16 protein-coding genes and 4 tRNA genes are annotated in these 20,573 nt (G+C 54.8%); 9 read left to right on the top strand and 11 right to left on the bottom strand.

Features of this window, described 5'->3' with window-relative positions; genetic code table 11:
* Positions 1–73 precede the first annotated feature (73 nt).
* The gene (locus tag VJ369_RS06215) at positions 74–1,093 is read left to right on the top strand and encodes a LacI family DNA-binding transcriptional regulator (protein WP_324091227.1); all 1,020 of its coding nucleotides are present in this window, start codon (positions 74–76) and stop codon (positions 1,091–1,093) included.
* Positions 1,094–1,148: 55 nt separating this feature from the next.
* Here the strand turns inward: VJ369_RS06215 and VJ369_RS06210 are convergent.
* Positions 1,149–1,225: transfer RNA gene (locus tag VJ369_RS06210), tRNA-Arg, on the bottom strand.
* 274 nt (positions 1,226–1,499) lie between these two features.
* A tRNA-Arg gene (locus tag VJ369_RS06205) sits at positions 1,500–1,576 on the bottom strand.
* Positions 1,577–1,895: 319 nt separating this feature from the next.
* Between VJ369_RS06205 and VJ369_RS06200 the strand changes: the two genes are divergently transcribed.
* On the top strand, positions 1,896–3,728 hold the full coding sequence (locus tag VJ369_RS06200; protein WP_324091226.1) for a phosphoenolpyruvate carboxykinase (GTP): 1,833 nt from the start codon (positions 1,896–1,898) through the stop codon (positions 3,726–3,728).
* Positions 3,729–3,797: 69 nt separating this feature from the next.
* Here VJ369_RS06200 and VJ369_RS06195 read toward each other — a convergent pair whose 3' ends face one another.
* Both VJ369_RS06195 and VJ369_RS06190 read right to left on the bottom strand, forming a co-directional pair.
* Positions 3,798–5,006: a multidrug effflux MFS transporter gene (locus VJ369_RS06195; protein ID WP_324091225.1), complete on the bottom strand. Its 1,209-nt coding sequence runs from the start codon at positions 5,004–5,006 to the stop codon at positions 3,798–3,800.
* A gap of 29 nt (positions 5,007–5,035) precedes the next feature.
* Positions 5,036–5,959 carry an EamA family transporter gene (locus VJ369_RS06190; RefSeq protein ID WP_324091224.1) on the bottom strand — a complete coding sequence of 308 codons (924 nt, stop codon included), beginning with the start codon at positions 5,957–5,959 and terminating at the stop codon, positions 5,036–5,038.
* Between the two features lie 161 nt (positions 5,960–6,120).
* Here VJ369_RS06190 and VJ369_RS06185 point away from each other — a divergent pair, with 161 nt between their 5' ends.
* Both VJ369_RS06185 and VJ369_RS06180 read left to right on the top strand, forming a co-directional pair.
* On the top strand, positions 6,121–6,648 hold the full coding sequence (locus tag VJ369_RS06185) for a PadR family transcriptional regulator (protein WP_324091223.1): 528 nt from the start codon (positions 6,121–6,123) through the stop codon (positions 6,646–6,648).
* Positions 6,645–7,631: an alpha/beta hydrolase gene (locus VJ369_RS06180; protein ID WP_324091222.1), complete on the top strand. Its 987-nt coding sequence runs from the start codon at positions 6,645–6,647 to the stop codon at positions 7,629–7,631. The genes VJ369_RS06185 and VJ369_RS06180 overlap by 4 nt, the downstream gene beginning before the upstream one ends.
* Positions 7,632–7,703: 72 nt before the next feature.
* On the opposite strand, the gene VJ369_RS06175 is transcribed toward VJ369_RS06180, so the two are convergent.
* From VJ369_RS06175 to VJ369_RS06160, 4 genes are all read right to left on the bottom strand, one after another.
* Positions 7,704–8,879 (bottom strand): globin domain-containing protein, encoded by a 1,176-nt coding sequence (locus tag VJ369_RS06175; protein WP_324091221.1) that lies wholly within the window; start codon positions 8,877–8,879, stop codon positions 7,704–7,706.
* 121 nt (positions 8,880–9,000) lie between these two features.
* Complete coding sequence (locus VJ369_RS06170; protein ID WP_324091220.1) at positions 9,001–9,453, bottom strand: Rrf2 family transcriptional regulator; 453 nt, start codon at positions 9,451–9,453, stop codon at positions 9,001–9,003.
* A 9-nt stretch (positions 9,454–9,462) separates the two neighbouring features.
* Positions 9,463–9,936, bottom strand: coding sequence for a hypothetical protein (locus VJ369_RS06165; protein WP_324091219.1), 474 nt, complete (start codon positions 9,934–9,936; stop codon positions 9,463–9,465).
* Positions 9,937–9,948: 12 nt separating this feature from the next.
* Positions 9,949–11,373: a phosphomannomutase/phosphoglucomutase gene (locus VJ369_RS06160; RefSeq protein WP_324091218.1), complete on the bottom strand. Its 1,425-nt coding sequence runs from the start codon at positions 11,371–11,373 to the stop codon at positions 9,949–9,951.
* 145 nt (positions 11,374–11,518) lie between these two features.
* On the opposite strand from VJ369_RS06160, the gene VJ369_RS06155 reads away from it, so the two are divergent.
* The 3 genes from VJ369_RS06155 to VJ369_RS06145 all read left to right on the top strand — a co-directional run bounded on the left by VJ369_RS06155 (position 11,519) and on the right by VJ369_RS06145 (position 14,846).
* Positions 11,519–13,639 (top strand): RecQ family ATP-dependent DNA helicase, encoded by a 2,121-nt coding sequence (locus VJ369_RS06155; RefSeq protein WP_324091356.1) that lies wholly within the window; start codon positions 11,519–11,521, stop codon positions 13,637–13,639.
* A 30-nt stretch (positions 13,640–13,669) separates the two neighbouring features.
* Positions 13,670–14,596, top strand: a complete 927-nt coding sequence (locus VJ369_RS06150) for a hypothetical protein (RefSeq protein ID WP_324091217.1) — start codon at positions 13,670–13,672, stop codon at positions 14,594–14,596.
* Positions 14,597–14,687: 91 nt separating this feature from the next.
* Entirely contained in the window at positions 14,688–14,846 is a 159-nt protein-coding gene (locus VJ369_RS06145) for a hypothetical protein (RefSeq protein WP_324091216.1), read from the top strand.
* Between the two features lie 132 nt (positions 14,847–14,978).
* Here the strand turns inward: VJ369_RS06145 and VJ369_RS06140 are convergent.
* Together VJ369_RS06140 and VJ369_RS06135 are read right to left on the bottom strand one after the other, a co-directional pair.
* Positions 14,979–15,070, bottom strand: a tRNA-Ser gene (locus VJ369_RS06140).
* A 63-nt stretch (positions 15,071–15,133) separates the two neighbouring features.
* A complete protein-coding gene (locus tag VJ369_RS06135; protein WP_324091215.1) occupies positions 15,134–17,224 on the bottom strand; it encodes a prolyl oligopeptidase family serine peptidase in 2,091 nt (696 codons plus the stop codon).
* Between the two features lie 138 nt (positions 17,225–17,362).
* On the opposite strand from VJ369_RS06135, the gene VJ369_RS06130 reads away from it, so the two are divergent.
* Positions 17,363–19,372 carry an FAD/NAD(P)-binding protein gene (locus VJ369_RS06130; RefSeq protein WP_324091214.1) on the top strand — a complete coding sequence of 670 codons (2,010 nt, stop codon included), beginning with the start codon at positions 17,363–17,365 and terminating at the stop codon, positions 19,370–19,372.
* 49 nt (positions 19,373–19,421) lie between these two features.
* On the opposite strand, the gene VJ369_RS06125 is transcribed toward VJ369_RS06130, so the two are convergent.
* Positions 19,422–19,509: transfer RNA gene (locus VJ369_RS06125), tRNA-Ser, on the bottom strand.
* A gap of 62 nt (positions 19,510–19,571) precedes the next feature.
* On the opposite strand from VJ369_RS06125, the gene VJ369_RS06120 reads away from it, so the two are divergent.
* A complete protein-coding gene (locus tag VJ369_RS06120) occupies positions 19,572–20,549 on the top strand; it encodes an NAD(P)H-quinone oxidoreductase (protein WP_324091355.1) in 978 nt (325 codons plus the stop codon).
* Positions 20,550–20,573 lie beyond the last annotated feature (24 nt).

Here is a 20,573-nt window from a genome sequence, read left to right as displayed (position 1 = left end):
GTGGCGTTTAGTCAAGCGCCACGCACCACACACTAGTAATAAGGAATAACCCAGCTACCGCGAAGAAGTCACGATGCCCGAACCACGTAAACAACAGCCAACGCTGGAACTCGTAGCCGAGCGCGCAGGAGTTTCGCGAGCAACCGTTTCACGCGTGGTCAACGGTTCTGACAAGGTCAAAGCAGATGTCGTGCGCGCGGTGGAGAAAGCCATCGCGGAATTAAACTACGTTCCCAACCGGGCGGCTCGTTCTTTGGCGCAGGGCCGGACTAATTCCATAGCTTTGGTGATCCCGGAAAGCACTGCCAAATTTTTCGCAGACCCATATTTCGCCTCGGTGATTCAAGGCGCTGCAATGTATCTGAGCACTACAGAATTCACACTTTCTTTGCTCATTGCCACGGAATCAGATCCGGCAAAAACCAGCAGGTATCTGCGTGGCGGAAATGTTGATGGTGCATTAATACTTTCGCATCATGCCGACGATAGTTCCTATAGCGAATTGGCCGGCTCATTGCCGTTGGTTTTCGGCGGCCGTCCGATGAGTAACGAAAACGGAAACGTCTTTGTTGTAGACGTGGATAATGCTGCAGCTGCCCGCAAAGCAACCGAAGCGATGCTAAAAACCGGGCGGAAACATCCCGCAACGATTTCCGGACCACAAAATATGGGTGCCGCTATTGATCGCCAACGAGGTTTTGAACAAGCGGTACAAGACGCGGGTTTGCCGGCTGGCTCAGTAGCAGTCGGTGATTTCACCCCCGATAGTGGAGAAAGTGCCATGCGCGAATTGTTGGCAAGCGGAGCAAAAATCGATTCACTATTCGCTGCCAGCGCGCAGATGGCCTTTGGTGCGATGAAGGTGATCGCTGATGCCGGACTGATGGTGCCGAGCGACATTGCTATTGCGACTATCGATGATGACTCATTTGCGCGAAATGCTTCGCCTGCGCTGACAACCGTGGCGCAGAATGCAGAGGAACAGGGAGCGAAAATGGCAGAGATAGTTGTCCAGCGAATCAATGGGGAATCTGTGCCCGAGCGAATCATTATGCCCACGAAACTTATTTTACGTGGATCCCACGGTGTCTAAATAAGTGCACGTACTTAAACAAAAAATCCCACTCAATTGAGTGGGAATTTTTTTTTGGTGCGCCCAGAGGGATTCGAACCCCCGGCCTCCTGTTCCGTAGACAGGCGCTCTATCCAGCTGAGCTATGGGCGCATATTCAATTGCTTGTCGCCTTGACGACTCCAGTAACTTTACACCAGATTTTCTGCCAGAAAAAACCATTTGATAGCAAAGTGCGATGATTCACAAAAACGCCCCGCTAGGTCTATAAGCCGAGGTTGACCGGCAAACGGAGAAATGTGATGCGGTGACTTTTGGTCAACAGTTAGCCAGCAATGAGTGAATTGGCGCCGGCTGCCAAATGTATGGCCTGGAGTGAGAAAGTTAACGAGCAAAGGCTCCACCGAAGTGGAGCCTTTGATTTTTTTGGTGCGCCCAGAGGGATTCGAACCCCCGGCCTCCTGTTCCGTAGACAGGCGCTCTATCCAGCTGAGCTATGGGCGCATATTTAGTTAGTTTGTTTCGCTCTCACGAACCTCAAATAACTATACAGAGGAATTTCAATCCCGACAAATCGACACCGGAACCTACCGAAGGTAGGTGAACAGAAGGTTATGTGAAGAATTCAAAAGGGTACCGGTATACGTGTCCTTGGTCACAGTCAGGGGGTATTGTTCATACTAAAACCCCCGAAATTTCGGTAAATTTATCTTACCGATTCTAACATTTACTCGTTGTTGAGGATTGGATCACACAAATTGATTGGTTCTCAACCCCTAGCCTTGATTTATTGACAAATTCAGCCCAATGGAGGGAATGGATAATGAGCACGAGCTCCGATCAGAACGTTATCAACGCAGCACCAACCACGCACGCAAAGTTGGCAGCCTGGGTTGAAGAAGTTGCCGCGCTGACGAAGCCCGATCGTGTTTATTGGGTAGACGGGTCCGTTGAAGAGAACGACCGTCTGACCGCCGAACTGGTTGAGGCAGGCACGCTGGTCAAGTTGACCGACCCGAACTTCCCAAATTCTTACGCTGGCGCCTCGGATCCCAAAGATGTGGCCCGAGTCGAAGAGCGCACCTTCATCTGCTCGAAGAAGGAAGAAGACGCAGGCTTCACTAATAACTGGGAAGACCCAGAAAAGATGAAGTCGATGCTCAACGGACTGTTTGACGGTTCGATGCGCGGACGCACCATGTACGTCATCCCATTCGTCATGGGCCCACTGAACGCCGATGAGCCGGCCTACGGTGTCGAAATCAGCGACTCGGCTTACGTCGTCGCTTCGATGCGCATCATGGCCAAGATCGGCAACGAAGTGCTGCGCAAGATGGAAGCCGAAGAAGCATTTTTCGTTCCAGCATTGCACTCGGTCGGTGCACCGCTTGAGCCAGGACAGGAAGATGTTACCTGGCCATGCAACGAAGACAAATGGATCGTACACTTCCCTGAAGAGCGCGCCATCATGTCCTACGGTTCGGGCTACGGCGGCAACGCACTACTGGGTAAGAAGTGCTACTCGCTGCGCATCGCCTCTGTGATGGCTCGTGACGAAGGCTGGCTTGCCGAGCACATGCTCATTTTGAAGCTGATCAGCCCACAGAACAAGGCTTACCATGTTGCTGCGGCCTTCCCATCGGCTTGCGGCAAGACCAACCTGGCTCTGCTGGATCCAACCATTGAAGGCTGGAAGACCGAAACTCTGGGCGATGACATCAACTGGATGCGTATCGGCAAGGACGGCGAGCTGCGCGGTGTGAACCCGGAGTACGGCCTATTCGGTGTTGCACCTGGAACCGGTTGGTCCACCAACCCGAACGCCATGCGTGCGATCACCAAGGGCAACTCAATCTTCACCAACGTTGCGTTGACCGACGAAGGCGGCGTGTGGTGGGAAGGTATGACCGATGAGACTCCGGCACACCTCACCGACTGGTTGGGCAATGACTGGACTCCTGAGTCCGGCCGTCCGGCAGCGCACCCTAACTCGCGCTTCTGCACCCCAATCGACCAGGTCGACATGCTCTCCGAAGATTACTTCTCGCCTAACGGTGTGAAGATCGATGCGATCCTCTTCGGTGGACGTCGTAAGACCACCATTCCATTGGTCACCGAGGCGCGCAGCTGGACCAACGGTATCTTCATGGGTTCAACCTTGTCCTCGGAGACCACCGCTGCCGCCTCCGGTGCTACCGGTGTGATCCGCCGAGACCCAATGGCAATGCTGCCATTCATTGGTTACAACGCTGGCGATTACCTCAACCACTGGGATAAGATTTCGGCGAAGCTCAACCCAGAGCAAATGCCAAAAATCTTCTTGGTCAACTGGTTCCGCCGTAACGCTGAAGGCGGATTCGCGTGGCCAGGGTTCGGCGATAACTCGCGCGTACTGAAGTGGGCCATCGAGCGTATCGAAGGCACCGCAGATGCCAAGGAAACCATCATTGGCAACGTGCCGACCGGTGAATCCCTGGACATCAGTGGTCTGGAGAACTTCACCCCGGCAGACGTTGAAGCCGCAGTAGCGGTCAATAAGGACGAATGGGCCACCGAGGTCGAGGGTATCGAAGAATGGTACGCAAAGTTCGGTGACGCGCTGCCAACCTCGCTGCGTGCAGAGCTTGATGGTTTGAAGGCTCGCCTGAACGCCTAAATCTGACTCACTAAAGATCCTTTGGGAACCGCACTTTCGGTACCCAAAGGATCTTTTTGTCGTTTAGCGCTAAGCAGATGCTGAGCTGCCGGGATGGAACCGGTCCGAGGTGTACATCAGTGCGCCAAAGGCGATCAAAGCGCTGACCAAGGCGGTCAGTGCAAAGGCTAGCGCCGAATCGGCCCCGGACAGACCCACTAACGGCGTGGCCAAAGCACCAATGAGGAACTGCGCGGCTCCTAGCAGAGCAGAGCCAGAGCCAGAAACTTCGCGGACCTCATTGAGCGCCAGCCCGGTGGTATTGCCCATGGTGAAACCAATGGCAGAGACGAACACAAAAATTACCGCAGCGAGAAGCAGGCTACGCACCTGGAACAGCGCCAGTACCAACAGCAGGACCGTGGAACTGAGCATGACGCTCAAAGCCACCGTAATGGTCCGGCGCAGCGGAACACGGCCCACCAAGCGTGCGGAGACCAGACCGGAGAGTATTAGTCCCACCGCGTTGATGCCAAAACACAGCGCATAGTCTTGAGCACGCAACCCCATCACCGTCTGATAAAGGAACGGTGATGCAGAAACATAGGCCATCATGGCACCAAATGCGAAACCGAATTGGACTAAATAACCGACAAAACGTCGGCGGCTCAGAGCTACTTTTAATGGTGCAAAAAAGTTGCCGGTGGAGCGCGCCGAGATAGCGTGTGTTTCGCGATAGACAACCAGTGCGCCGACAACCATCAGCAGTGCTGCCGCGGCTAGCACCCACAACACCAGGCGGAATCCTCCCAATGCGCCCAAATTAGCCCCTAGAAGGGGTGCCACGGCTGGCGCCACCGCTCCGATGGTCATGAGGATGCTGAAAATTCTTGCGGTCTGCACCCCCTTGGTCGTATCGGCAACGATCGCCTTGGAAATCACCACTCCGGCTGCTCCGCCGAACCCCTGCAACGCGCGTGCAATACTCAATGTTTCCAGCGTCGGAGCGAGCGCGGCTGCTACCGAGGCAAGCACAAATAAGATCGTGCCCCATCGCAAGGGCCGAGCTCGACCTAGACGATCCGAGAGTGCACCCCATAAGAATTGGCCCATCCCCATGCCAACTAAGAAGAATGTCAGCGTGAGCTGGATGGCGGAGGCAGAGGCGGAGAATTCAGCGGTCATTTCTGGAAATGACGGGAGATACATATCCGTGGCTAGCGGGCCCGTGGTGCCAAGAATGATCAGGAGCGCAAAGAGTGGCGGAGTGAGCCGCGAACGTTCTGGTGCTGAAGGCATGAAACTAGTCTATGAGTCTGACCAGCGTTTTAGTTCTCAGGAGAAGTCGACTGACTATCGGCGGGTACCTCTTGTAACGGTCCCGCTGGTTTCGCCGCAAACCAGGTCACCCCGGCGCCGGCGAGCGCTACGCAAAGAATGCCGAGCAACGACAACCAACCAAGCCCTTCGCCAAGGAATAGCCACCCAATGAGTGTCCCCATGGCAGGATCGATGGCAAATAAGGTGCCCACCACACGAGCCGAGGAAATTCGGGCCGCCAGCGTATCGACCAGGTAGGGGATTGCTACACCTATCACGCCGCTCAGTGCCAATAAGCCCCATTGAGGTGCGGAAACTTCCGCCACCTTAGGGATACCAAAAGGGAGTGAAACCAGTGCGGCAATGGACACGGACAATGCTAAAGAACTGACCGAGGAATCATCGGCTTTACCTACTTTTTCTGCCAGCAGTGTGTAGAGCGCAAAGCAAAGACCCGCACCGAGTCCAAAGGCAAAGCCCACCGCATTAAAGTGACCCCCGGGTCCGGCAATGAGAATCACCCCGGCCAGGGCAAGCAAAGCCCAGGCGGCTTCACGCAAGCGCCGAGAGAACACCAAAGCTACTATCGCCGGACCCAGAAAGTCCAGCGTCACGGCAATCCCTAGCGGTAGGTATTCGATTGCCTTATAAAGTAGCAGGTTCATTGCGGCCATCACGACGCCGTAAAAAATGATAGCGGACCAATTTCCGCGGTTCCTTCCGCGCAAGGTTGGCCGCAAAAAAAGCCATAGGACTGCAGCCGCTAAAACCAGACGTAACGAGCTGACTGCGGGGGAGCCTAGAGAATCAAACATGGAAGCCGAAATTGCCGAAGAGCTTTGCACCCCGAGAGAACCAACCAGTACAAATAATGCTGCTCGCCCACCTGCCGGTGGGAGGGTGGCAATCTGTTGTGCGGGCTGAGAATTCATGGCGTGTGGCGTCCTTTTCGAGTTGGCGGAACTCTCTGATTGAAGTGTATGCAGGTCAGTTAGCCAAGAATACGGCGGAAAATTGTCACAATCTGGGTTCAGTTCGTGGCTACGGCCAAGTAAGTGGGTGCAAAATCAACTAAATATGAAAAGATGAATTCATGGTTTTGGCACGATTGATCCTAGGCTTGCTCTGTTTGGCACCGATGACTGGTTATGAGCTCAAGAAACATTTTGACTCCTCCATTAATCACTTCTGGAACGCAGACAAAGCGCAGATCTACCGCACGTTGGCTCAGCTAGTTGATAAGGGCTACGCGACGGTGACCACTGTGGCGCAATCAAACTATCCTGACCGTCAAGAGCATCACATCACCGATGACGGTCGACAGGCGCTGGTTGGATGGCTCTCTGACGGTGCGGCTCAAGGCACCGAGCGGGATCCCTTCATGGGACAGGTATTTTTCGCGGCCGAACTACCCCGCGAAGATATTGATCAGCTGCTGACCGAACGCAGAGTCAAAACGCAGGCAGTTTTAGATGACTATCTCTCCCAACGTGAAGGCATCGACATGCGAGCAGCCGCGGACCGCCGCAGCTTCCTCATGGCCTCCACCCTGGACCATGCAATTCGACAGCAGGCCGCCGAGCTGGAATGGCTTGACGCAGTAATGGAGCATCTGCCATGACATCAGGCAAAGACACCGGTTCCACCGCCAAGAAGTTCAGCAGGGACGCAACCGACTATCCCGAACTACATCCAGCACGTCGTCCCTCCGGAAGAGATAAACCCGCCCAAACGCTGGTTTTTCTGCATGGCGGAAACGTTGGTAATTGGAGCTGGGATCCGCAAGTTCTAGCCTTTGGCGACTTCAACGTGTTGACCTTGCATCTTCCCGCTTTCGGTGCGCGGAGCGAAGAGACTTGGCAGGGATTAGACTCGGCTGCCGATGACGTCGCAGCGCTTATCGCCGATGAGGTCTCCGAAGGCGGGGTGCACCTGGTAGGAATTTCCTTAGGCGGGGTGATTGCCCTGCATGTGGCTGCGCGACATCCAGAACTGGTCGAATCCTTGCTGCTGACAGGTACTCCGGTCACCGGCGTGCCGGCAGCCGCACGCGCAATGAACCGGATGGCGCTGAAACTGATTGGCAGTGAATGGTACTGGCGTTTCCAAGCAGGCGCCTATGGCATGGTGGATGACGAACGTGAGTTGTTCGCCGAACACGGTGTCCTGCTGAAGTCAGAGAATTTACGTGCCATCATGGATGATCTGGATCCCGGCGGACTTCCCGACAACCTGACAAACTACCGTGGGCCGGTGCTGGCATTGGCCGGTGGCAAGGAACCTAAGCATGTGCAGAAGTCTTTCGAGGCTTTGCGCCATGGACTTCCGCAGGCGGTCACTCGGGTTGTGCCGGGCATGCATCACCAATGGAATATTGAAAACCCGCTACTGTTCAATTCGGTAGTGCGGCGATGGATCAGCGATGCGAGCATTCATCAGATTTTGGTAGACCCGCAGGCGGCAAAACCGGAGAAGCCAGCTAAGCCGGCGAAGCCAGCAGGGGCAGAACCAGACGCTGCTGAAGCTAGGCCGCGTCAGGCGGATCCTCAACCTGCGGATCCCCAAGCTAAGCCGGAACTACCGAAACCAAACAAAAGTAAATAGCCATTAATGCAGCTAAGCGCGATGCAGATTCCCCCATAATTCGAATCTGCATCGCGCTTAGCTAGTTTATGGTTAGGCTGCTAGCCATACATCTGGGCCGAAGACCTCATAGTGGATGTGCTCGGCAGGGACACCGGCTGCTAGAGCCTGGCCGCGTACCGCGTGCATGAACGGCAGTGGGCCACACAGGTAGACGTGGCTGTCGACGGTCAGGCTATCGCTGAGATCCATGTAACCGGACTTGGCCTCGATGTGGTCTGGCAGTTCGCCGCGTTCGAACCAGGTGCTCAGCTTGGCCTGCGGCAGCTTGCTCAGCGAATCGATCATTTGCTCACGTAGTGGCCAGGCAGCGTATTCCTGGTCGGCGTGTAATACGGTGACCTTGCGGGTGGAGCCATGTGCTGCCATGGTGCTCAGCGCTGCGGCACTTGGGGTGCAACCGATACCTGCAGTAGCGATCACCAGTGGTGCGCCGGACTCATCAATGGTCAGGTCACCGTAGGGGTTTGAAAGTTCAACGATGTCGCCAACCTTCAGCGAATTGTGCATGACCGGAGTGAACTCGCCATCCACATCAAGCTTCACTGTGACGGTGCGGCGTGCGGTGTTCTCAACATCCCCACTGAGGGTGTACTGGCGTACCTGGCGCAGACCATCGGTCATCGGCATGCGCACCGAAACGAACTGTCCTGCCTTGGCGGTGGAGGCGACAATATCGTCGGCTGGCTCGAAGCTGAAGGTGGCCGAGTTATTGGCCTCTTCGGTGCGCTCAGCGAGCTTCCACTGGCTGTAAACGACATCGTTTGACTGCTGTGAGTAGAGGCCCTTTTCGATCTTGATTAGTGCGTGAGCCATCAGCCAGTAGACCTCGCTCCAGGCATCTGCGATCTCTTGGGTCAGCGCGTCGCCTAAGTCTTCGGCGATGGCGGCGAAGAGGTGCTCGTACACGATGGGGTACTGCTCTTCGACGACACCTAGTGAGGTGTGCTTGTGGGCAATGCGTGCCAACATCGTTTCCGGCAGAGTTTCTGGGGAATTGATCAGGTGGGTGGCGAACACCGCGATGGAGCCGGCCAGAGCTTGCTGCTGGGTTCCGTTTTTCTGGTTCGAGCGGGAGAAGATTCCGTCGAGCAACTGTGGGTGAGCGGCAAAGAGGCGGTCATAGAAGTTGGGGGTGATGCTGGAGATGCGAGCGCCAATGATCGGCAGAGTCGCTTCGATGACTGGGCGGGACTGGGTTGAAAGCATCTTGTCTCCTTGGAAGGTGAATGTATCTTGTATTTGAAATGCAAGATTATGAGTTAAGTTCTACGCCCCGTAGAAGAAGATTGCAAATCGAAGGCCCAGTTATCGGGATTTTACGCTTTGATTAAGCGTTATGACGCACGGTGGGGAAGGGCAGCAGCATGATTGCTGGAGAGTTCTCACAAATATCTGTAACTGATAGAGGGTCTAGTGAAGCGTAAAAAGCTTCTCTGGCGCTCTTCAATGCCGACCGTAAGCGGCACCCTGCCGAGAGCGGACAATTACCTACCGCGTCATGGGATGTGCAGTCGACCACATCTTCGCGCCAGTCCAGCGAGCGCAAGAGTGCACCGACTGAATAGGCTAAACCACGTTCGGTGATTTGCGCACCACCATGGCGACCGCGAGTGACCTCCAGGAGTCCCAAAGTACGTAACTCTACGACTGCCTTGGCCACATGGTTATAGGGGACGCCGACCAGTTCGGAAATCTCACGACTGGTTAATTGGCCGACGCCGGGTGCGCCTAGAACCATCACGGTTCGTAGGCACACGTCGGCGAAAGCACTGAGTTTCATAAACCCAGTCTACTGCTGTGCGTTGGCCCAGATAGATTCGGCGGACTCTGCTGAAGGCTCTTCGAAGGTCCAATCGCCACCAGGCTCGGCTGGCATCGAGTACGGCTGGACGATCGCTAGCGCGGCACCGACCTTGTGCTCAGCGACCACATGGATGGCGTCGCGGTCATCGGCTTCGAGCAAAACATCCGAGGCGATAGCAATCGCTTCGAAGTGGGTTCCTTGCTCGTTCAGGACCTGTACTAGATCCGCAGCCATCGCCTCGGTATCAATGTCAGCATCCGGATCTTCGGGATTGTCCGTGGGTGGAACAGCGATTAAACGCAGTTCAGGCTCGCCATCGGCTTCCTGAGGTTCCAGAGCGATGGCAAAAGGCAGGAAAACACCCTGTTCCTCAAGCTGTTCGCGGGCCACACCTAGTGCGGTGCCCAAAACTTTGTTCAATGCGTCCTTAACGGACTCGTCGAGATCTTCGAGATTCACGGTGTTAACCCCTTAGCTGGTGATGTTTGCTTCACGCACGATTGCTAAAACCGTATCGCGAATTGGTTCGATAATCTGTGCCGTGGCGCCTTCGCCGTTAAAGCGTAGGAAAGGTTCGGTATTTGACGGACGCAAGTTGATCCACCAGCTACCATCCTTGGCAGTAAAGGTGGTGCCATCCAAGGTCGTGACATCCACCGGCTTGTCAGCAAAATACTCCACTACCCGTGCAGTTGCCCCGGCCTTATCTTCAACCTCGGAGTTAATCTCACCGGTAGCAGCATACGGCTCAAATTCCCGGCCCAATTCCGACAGCGGAAGATCCTGACCGCCCAGCGCAGCCAGTACATGCATCGCGGCAAGCATGCCGGTATCCGCATTGTAAAAATCACGGAAATAATAGTGTGCCGAGTGCTCACCACCGAACACCGCGCCCTGGACAGCCATTTCAGCCTTGATAAATGAGTGGCCCACACGGGTCATCACCGCCACGCCACCAGACTTCTCAACAAATTCAGGCACCGCTTTGGAGGTGATCAAGTTGTGGATGATCACCGGATGTTCCTCGCCCTCGGCCTGTACCCGAGCGATTTCACGCACCGCAACCAACGCGGTAATCGCACTTGGCGACAACGGTAAACCACGCTCATCGATGACGAAGCAACGATCCGCGTCCCCATCAAATGCCAGACCCAGATCTGCCCCATGAGCCAGCACAGCGGCCTGCAAATCTTTGAGATTTTCTGGTTCCAGCGGATTCGCCGGGTGATTCGGGAAGGTACCATCAAGCTCAAAATACAACGGGACAATATCCAGCGGTAATCCGGGGAGTACAGTATCGCCAAGCACCGCAGGAGTGGTTAGCCCGCCCATGCCGTTGCCCGCATCCACTACAAGCTTCAGCGGACGAATCGTAGATAAGTCAACTAATTCACGCAGGTAGGCTGCATAGTCTGCCAAGACGTCGCGCTCGCTGATGCGCCCTTGCTCACCGTCGCCAGAGACCGGCAACCCCTCATCGAGGTACTGCTGAGCCAAATCGCGAATATCAAATAGTCCGGTGTCCGAAGAGACCGGACGGGCGCCGGCTTTAGATATCTTAATGCCGTTGTACTGGGCCGGGTTGTGGCTGGCGGTAAACACCACCCCGGCTGCATTGTGCTTGCCAGAAGCAAAATAAAGTTCGTCTGTGGAAATTAGTCCTAGCATCACCACATTCGCGCCACGGTAGGTGGCGCCGCGGGCGAACGCCTGGGCAAAGGTTGTGCTGGTGGGGCGCATATCGCCACCAACCAGGACGTCCTTCCCGGCCAGGGACAACACGTCGACAAAAGCGGCGCCAATGGCCTCGACTGCTTCGGCGTTGATGCTTTCGCCAACTACGCCACGCACGTCATAGGCCTTGAAACTCTGGTTCAGGTCAATTTCTTCACTCACAGCATTCAGACTACCGGTTTGCTGCTGCGAGATGGTGGCGAATGGCCAGTTAGTACATGGGAAATGGCTTACACTTGCCCGCAGTTGTCCCCAATGCGTGCCGTGACGCAAGCCAAACGTCGGCGGATGCTGAAATACTATGAGCATGGAAGCCAACGAGCACAATGATCTGAAGAATCTCGCGCTGCAGAAGTTGCGTGCCCTGGTTCAGCACCCAGAGGCGCAGTTTCACGACGGCCAGTTTGAGGCAATTAGCGCGCTGGTTCAAGAACGCCGTCGGGCGCTGGTGGTGCAACGTACCGGCTGGGGCAAGTCCGCGGTGTATTTCATTTCTTCGTTGTTGCTCCGCCAGCAAGGTTATGGACCGACCCTCATTGTGTCTCCGTTGCTAGCTCTGATGCGTGATCAGGTGGCCGCGGCCGAACGTGCCGGGGTGCGGGCAGCTGCCATTAACTCTGCCAACGTGCTTGAATGGCGCGAAATTCTTTCAAAGCTGGAACGCGATGAAATTGACGTGTTACTGGTCTCTCCAGAGCGACTGAACAATCCCTCTTTCCGTGAGCACCAGCTGCCAATGCTGATGCAACGTCTGGGGCTTCTGGTGATCGATGAAGCGCATTGCATCTCCGATTGGGGTCACGATTTCCGTCCCGACTACCGACGCATCCGCGATTTGATAAATCGCTTGCCGCAGGGACTTCCGGTGCTCGCTACCACCGCAACTGCGAACACACGCGTGGTGCAAGACGTTGCGGAGCAGCTCTCCGGCGGAACGCAGGAAGTCTTCACCTTACGCGGCACGCTTGCCCGAGATTCATTACGGTTAGGCGTACTGCGTTTGCCCTCGCCACGTATGCAATTGGCTTGGTTGCTCAGCCACATCAATGATTTCCATGGTTCAGGCATTATTTACACTTTGACCGTCTCGGCGGCGGAAGATATCGCACGGTTGCTCCGCGATGCCGGTCATCCGGTCGCCGCCTATACCGGACGTACCGACCTAGAAGAACGCGAGAAGCTAGAACAAGCGCTGAAAGCCAATGAAGTGAAAGCCTTGATTGCCACTAGTGCGTTAGGGATGGGATTTGATAAGCCAGACCTGGGATTTGTTATCCATGTCGGAGCGCCCAGTTCACCAGTGGCCTACTATCAGCAGGTAGGCCGTGCGGGTCGTGGAAGTATCGATGCCGACGTTCTGCTGCTGCCAGGACAAGATGATTCCGAAATCTGGGAGTACTTCGCCACCAGTTCCATGCCTGATCAGCAACGCGCGAATCAAGTACTGGAGGCACTGGGGCAAACCGACGGCGCAATGAGTGTTCCAGCACTTGAAAGTGCAGTTAATCTGCGTAGGTCGCCGTTAGAGCTGCTGTTGAAGGTCTTGGCCGTCGATGGGGCGGTGGAACGTGTAGCCGGAGGTTGGATGCGCACCGACATGCCTTGGGCCTACGATGCAGAACGCTACAAGCGTGTGGCACAGAGTCGGGTGCACGAACAGACATTGATGATCGATTATGAGAATACTCGTGGTTGTCGCATGGAATTTCTTACGAAAGCTTTGGATGACCCAAAGTCGGCACCCTGCGGACGTTGCGACAATTGTGCTGGAACGTGGTTCGATGACCACATTCCAGACGAGTCAAAAGACAACGCTCAAGCAGCTCTGGTTCGGGCTGGTGTCCAAATTGAACCTCGCAAACTCTATCCATCAGGGCTACAACGCCTGGGACATTCGCTCAAGGGGAAAATCCCTGTAGATGAGCAATTATCCACCGGCCGTGCGTTGGCGCGACTGACCGACTTGGGCTGGGGCAATAGACTGCGCCAGCTATTCGGTGACCCGGTGGATAATCCAGTTGACCCGGCGATGCTTGAAGCCTGCACCAAGGTGCTGGCCGAATGGAACTGGGAGCAACGACCGGTAGCAGTGTTGGCTATGCCTTCAACCAAACGCCCACAGCTGATTACTTCGCTGGCGCAGGGACTGGCACAGATTGGTCAGCTGCGCTATTTGGGTCAGCTTGAGTACCGTGGGGCTCCACCACAGGGTGGTCCTGGTGGCAACTCTGCATTCCGTATCGCCGCGGTGGCCGATGCATTTGAAATCCCTGCACAAATCGATCAAATGCTGGCTACAGCACCGGGACCGGTGATGCTCGTTGACGATTTGGCTGACTCGCGCTGGTCCTTGGCAATGGCCGGTCGGGCAATACGGATTGCTGGGGCACCGGGTGTTTTGCCTTTCACTCTGGGCATAGCAGGATAATCGCACAGTTAAACAAAGTAGTCTGGAGATATGGAGATCGTCATCTGGTTCGTTGTTGCTATTGCTGTTGTTGCCCTCGGATACTTCTGGCTTCAGTCTGTCCGGAAGAAAAATACGGCACAGATTTCACAAGCCATCAACCGCGAGGCCGCGCAGGAAGCAAATGCGAAGTTGGATGACACCTCTCGCAAGGCGATTTACCGTAACCTCGCTAAAGGCGACGTCATGGGTGCGGTCCAGAACTACCGTGCCGTCACCGGTGACACCGTCAAAAACTGCGTGATTGCCGTGCGTAGCCTTGACGCCTACCCGCAGACTGCTCCGGCCAAGGAACTGCCGGTAGACGAAGCGGAGATTCAGGCGCTTCGTGACAAACTCGAAGCGCAGATCGCCGATTCTGACGACGACTCAGGCGTAGCGACTTCTGGTGCTGTAGCGCCGGACGTTGACCTGGAAAAATCTGATGATCTTTGGGTGGTGCCCGAAGAGTGGAGTAACCAGTTCGGCTCGGAGCAGGAGCAGAATGCCACGCATTTTAAAATGGCATTTGAAGTTGAGGGAGAGTCGCACGAGTTCTCCAGTGAACAGTTGCCGCCGAACGAATACGATCAACTCTTTTCGATGCTGCGGGACGAGAACTTCTCCGGCGCCGCGCAAATCCTTCATGGACACACCGGACTACCGGTTGAAGACCTCGAACGAATGATCTCGACCTCACCGATGGCGGGACAAAGTTCGCATGGAAACGTTGCAGATTTCCGCTTTGAAGGTCAAGGCCCGGAAGGTCCTGTGCACTTCGACGCAGCAGATCTTCCCGAACAAGAACGTGAAGCACTCTTTGATGCCATCGCAGATACTGATCTGGAACGGATGTCAGAGATTATCGTGCGTCACACGCAACTACCTGAAGATATTGTGCAAAATATGCTGCGCACCTTCGTGAAACGCAAAGACTAGGTTTCGTATTGGAACGTTGCTTCGGTAGGGACAGTTGGTTATCGTAAGGGACTACCGGCCTTGTGTCTTCGCTCACGAAAGGAACCTGACCATGGAACCGAGTAATAAGAATACGGACCAGACTGTAGCGCCCATCGGTGATGATGAACATCTGAATGAACAACAAAATGCTGACGTAGCGCGGAAACTGCGCGAAGCGGAAGAACGCATCAAAGAGGTCGCTCATGATGTGGAACGCGGTCTGAAATAAGATTTGAAAACCCCTGAGCTGGTGGCAATTAATGCCGAAGTTTGGGGGTTTATAAGTTAAATCGCCTCTTGGAACCATCTTGGGTGAACTGCCAATAGGAAAAATAAAACCCCCTAGTTTCCTAGGGGGTTTTGGCGGACACGGGGAGATTCGAACTCCCGGTCGAGTTTAACCCCGACACTTCATTAGCAGTGAAGCCCATTCGGCCGCTCTGGCACGTATCCATCCGCTGTTTCCAGCAGAATCTAGCCTACCTGAACATAGCCGAGTGTTCCAAAACGAGGGTGTTAACGTACCTGTCGCCACAGGAATTCGTAGCTAGTAGCTAACATCCTCGCAGTGGAATCATTGTCTGTGGATCCGGCGTGACCGCCAGTCTCTGGCTCATGGTAGCGAACATTGGAGATTCCTAGGTCAATCATCTTTGCGGCCATTTTGCGCGCTTGTGAAGGGCCCACACGGTCATCGGTGGTGGTAGTCCAGATCAGCGATGCAGGGTAGTCCTCAACGGGGTGCGGTTGATCAGTCAATCGATGTAGCGGGGAAAAGGTTCGCACAAACTCCCAGTCTTCGGCGATATCCGGGTCTCCGTACTCAGCAATCCACGAATGCCCGGCAGCGAGCTGGGTGTAACGGCGCATATCAAGCAGTGGTACCCCGCAGGAAATAGCACCAAACAGCTGTGGGTAGCCGGTGATCATATTGCCCATCAACAGACCACCATTGGAGCGGCCGGTGGCCGCGAGGCGTTCACGTTTGGTCACCCCGCGGGTCACTAAGTCTTCGGCAATGGCAGCAAAGTCCTCATAGGCACGGTGTCGCTTTTCGCGTAACGCAGCCCGGTGCCATCCGGGCCCATATTCCCCGCCGCCGCGAATATTTGTCATGACATAAACTGGACGCCGCCCGTTGGCTGAGCGTTTGCTCAACCAGCCAACTCCCATTGCAGGGGAGTATCCCGGAGTCATGCTGTGTTGGAAGCCTCCGTAGCCGTCCATCAATACCGAATTTTCGCCGTCGAGTTGAAGCTGCGCATCGGCTATCTGGAAATATGGAACACGCGTACCATCCTTTGAATGCGCAAAATGTTGGGTCACCGCGAAGCCACTTGCGTCAAATCGTTCTGGTGAACGCTTCAGCACAGTAGCCGGTTCGCCGATAGAACCTCGCAGCAGCGTGGCTGGGGTGGTGAAACCAGTAATAGTCATCCAGTAATCGTCGGCCGTTGCCGTATCCTCATCGTCCACCGCGCTCACCGATACGCTGAGCATCGGGTCCTCCACCGGCAGTGTGGACTGCGCAAAATTTTTGTGCAGGTCAAAGACTAGAATCTGGGCGGCGACATCATGGAGCACCGAGACGAGTAAAAAGTTAGCGGTGAAGTCCAGACCTTGTAAAGAAGTCTTTGCATCTGGGGTGAATACCACTTGTCCGATGCTTCCATTGTCTAAGAAATCAGTAAGGTGACTCAGGGCTAGGGAACCTGCCGGGATCAGCTGGCCCTGATGGGTCCAATCGGTCTGCGGAGCAAAGAGTACCCATTGGCGGTGCAAACTGACCTGAACATCGGTGGGCACATCAATTTTATGGTGGGTTCCGTCGACAATAATGCCGGTGTGGGAGTTGTAAAAGTCGATGGCATCCGTGGTGACAATACGTTCAAAACCCGGAGTTGAGTCGTAATAACAAAACGCCGCCACATGTTCCTGATCAACTTCAAAAACAACGTCGGCGTCAGCTAGCGATGTACCGCGGGTTAGCTCTCGAGCTGTGGAAGCGTAGGTGGAGCGTGTCGTATTGGATTCATCGGTGGCCGAGGTGACAAGTAAGGTGTCTTCGTCGATCCAGCTGGCCGAGGTTTTAGCTACTGCAAGGTCAAAACCGTCCTCGATGAAGTGTAGATTTTCGAGGTCGAATTCACGAATTCTCACCTGATCTCCACCATCGGGGCTCAGCCTAATCAACGCTTTACGGTGGGGTTCGCCAGACGCGGGACGCAGGAATGAAGACCCAGCGAAATGCCACTGTGCACCCTGGGTAGTGGCGTACTGATCCATATCGAGCAGTAGCTCCCAAACAGGGTTCTCGCTGCGGTAGGAGTCCCACGTGGTGCGACGCCAGATCCCTAACCGATGCTCGGCATCACGCCAAAAATTGTAGTAGAAGTCGCCACGTTTGGTGACCATCGCAATGCGATCTGTCGAGTCTAAAACCTTACGAATAGCCTCAACACTCTGGGCGTAGTCTTCATTGTGAAGTTCAGCCTCCGTTCGCTGAGTTTGGGTACGCACCCAAGCCAAAGCGGCAGCATCATGGATGCCCTCGAGCCATGCGTATTGATCTGTCGTTGCCAGAGAATCCGAGGAGATTGAAGTCATAAACACAGTCTATGCATTGGACCGCGGAAGTGAACCGGTCACGTTGTCGGCGGAATGTTCTGAGCCGATCCTACAGAGATGGCCTCGGAGCAGGCACAAGAATTTGCTAGGAGGTAATAATCTTGGAAGGTGAGCATCTTGTCGGAAGAAACCCAGCCGCAGTACAACATCGCTATCATTGGTGCCGGCCCGCGCGGTACCAGCGTCATTGAACGCCTTGCCAAACTGGCCCTCAAGGTGCCTGAACTGGCAACGATGATGCGCGTGACCGTATTTGATCCGTACCGTCCGGGTTCAGGACACGTATGGAGCCCTAAACAGTCTCCGCACTTTCTGATGAATACACCCGCCTCATTCCCTACGGTGGCTCCAGAGCGAGTCCTGACCGAGCCTGGACTGAGCTTCCAGCAGTTCGTTGACAACCATGGCGACGGACATCCACTGGATGAACGGGAAGCTGCAACCTTACGCAACACTCGCCGCGGCACTTATCCTCCACGAGCAATCTACGGATGCTACCTAGAGCACGTATATGACTCCTGTGTTCAGGTATTGGATGCACACCCAAACATTGTGGTGAATTACGTTCGTGCCGAAGTTACCGCGGTTCGACCGCAAGGTATTGGATACCAACTCGAGTACGAGGTCTCGGGTCTTACCAATCACGGTACAGAACAAATAACAGTAGATACGGTAGTCCTGGCCCTAGGTCACCAAAGCTCTGAATTGAACCCTTGGCAAAAGCAGTTACAACGCGCTGCGGAACAGGCAGAAGCTATCTATCTGGCCCCAGCCGTGCCGGCTGACGTCGACTACTCGAATTTCCAAGCAGGGCAGCCTGCACTCCTTCGTGGCATGGGACTTAACTTCTTCGACGGAATGGCCGAGCTGACTCTGGGCCGTGGCGGAATCTTCAAAGTAGTCAGTGATGAGCCCGGGCAACGCTTTGAATACATTGCCTCGGGACAAGAACCACAACTTATTGCAGCGTCGCGTCGCGGAACACCGTATTGGGGCAAACCTGTTGTGGACGAATTCATTCCAGCCGAAATCAGCCTGCGCTTTTTCCATGCCGAGGATCTGATTAGCAAGGTCGTGGAAGCGCGCCGTTCCAACCCTGAAGCCGCCTTGAGCTTCTCCCGACATATCTGGCCGCAGCTGCACCGCGATATCCTATGGGCGTATTACTCGCAATGTGCGAGTGTCGAAGCCACCAACCCGATTGAGAACGCCACAGCATTCCTTGCTGGGTTGGAAGGTATCCTCGAAGCCGAGCACCACGAAGGAAACCAAGTTTGGCTTGGCGAATTACGGACCTATATTGAGCAATTCGCGCAGCTACGCTGGCTAGATATTCCGTCATTAGCTCGACCATTTGACCAGATTGGTTTTGGCTCTCACGAAGAGTATCAGCATGCAGTGCGAGAGTATCTGGCTGGCAACGCTCGGCATAGCACCGGGGGACTGGCAGACCCACTGTCACGGGCGATCATGACGATGAACGCAGGACGCATGCTGATCAAGGATTTGGTCACTAAGGGGATCCTGGACGAACAGTCGCGAATTGAAGAGGTTCAGGCTCACTTCGAACCACTGGTCGAGGGGTTGTCCTCCGGCCCGCCCCTCGAAAGAATCGAACAGCTGCTGGCGCTGTCCCGCGCCTCCCTGGTGCACTTCATCGGGCCGGAGCCAGAATTTGGTTTTGATGATCTGAGTGGCAAATTCACCGCCTCCTCGCCATGGGTCGACACTGACGTTTACGAGGCCAAAGTGTTATGTGAAGCAATGATGCCAGCCAATCGGGTATTACAAAACAACACCGCTCTGATTACTCAACTTCTAGCGGAAAAGGTTGCACGTGCACATACCTGGCGTAATGCCGAAGGTGAGCAGATGACGGGGTCTGGATTTGATGTTATTGGGGAGCCCTATCGGCTCGTCAACGCGCAGGGCTTGGCACACCGCGGAGTATTTGTTCTCGGGTTGCAACTATCATCGGCACAGTGGGGCACCGCCATTGCGGCTCAGGCCGGAGACACCACAGATCCTGCGGCGCAAACCTTGCACGATGCCGAACAAATAGTCATTGAAATCGCGCGTATGGCCGGAGTTAATTTGGAAGAGCTCTTGGCAGGAAGCGCTAAATAAGAAAGTCTGGGCTGGTAGATCATTTGATCTACCAGCCCAGACTGCTACGCGGATGGTAAGAGATTTGAACTCTTGGTACGGGGTTACCGCACACTGGTTTTCAAGACCAGCTCCTTAGGCCGCTCGGACAACCATCCAACCCGAAAAATTATACGCTATGAACAAGCCAAGAGAGGAATCGACTCAGATGAGCAACACGATGAAGTCCTATATTTACGCCAGCGCAGGTGGTCCGGAGGTGCTTGAAAGCCAAACGCGCCCCATCCCAGAGACCGCTGATCACGAGGTATTGATCAAGGTGGCCGCGTTCGGATTGAACCGTGCTGATGTGCAACAACGCAAGGGTGTGTACCCACCGCCGCCAGGAGAAAGCGATATTCCAGGACTCGAAGTTTCTGGCATTATCGCCGGGGTCGGAAAGCAAGTTACCGGATTCGCAGAAGGCGACCATGTAGCGGCGCTGTTGGCCAGTGGAGGATATGCCCAGTACGTGAGCGTGGATGCCTCTCATGTGCTGCCAGTGCCGGAGCAATTAGATCTCACCGAGGCTGGCGGACTACCAGAAGTAGCCTGCACCGTAGTTTCTAATATTTTCCTTGAAGGCGAGCTTAAAGAATCCCAGACACTACTTATCCACGGTGGTTCCGGAGGCATCGGCTCGATGGCTATTCAGTTAGCTAAAGCTGCCGGGGCAACGGTAATAGTTACCGCCTCCTCGGAAGAGAAAATCGCCTACTGCAAGGCCTTGGGAGCTGACGAAGGCATCAACTATCGTGAGGAAGATGTTCTCGAACGCGTGCTCGAGCTGACAGACTCGCGGGGTGTGGACCTCATCCTTGACGTGGTGGGAGCAAAATACTTAGCTATGAATGTTAAGGCGCTCGCCGTCGGAGGACGGCTGGTGATCATTGGCTTGCAAGGTGGGGCGAAAGCCGAACTGGATCTGCGCGCCCTCATGGGTAAGCGTGCTCGTGTCATTGGTACCACGCTTCGTGCCCGGCCAGCAGCGGAAAAAACCGCTATCGTAGCCGAAACCGTGCAACGTCTCGCTCCACTGTTGGACTCAGGAAAACTGAGCTTGAATGTCACCAAAATATTCGATTTCCAAGACGTTGTTTCTGCACATGAATATTTTGATTCAGGAAAACATGTGGGGAAAATTGTAGTTAGAGCTTGATTTACTAATACCGTCTTCGCGTAA

The sequence above is a fragment of the Glutamicibacter sp. genome, assembly GCF_035257265.1.
GTDB lineage: Bacteria > Actinomycetota > Actinomycetes > Actinomycetales > Micrococcaceae > Glutamicibacter.
Note: the sequence above shows the minus strand (reverse complement) of the source record. Positions and strands in the feature narration are given on the sequence as shown.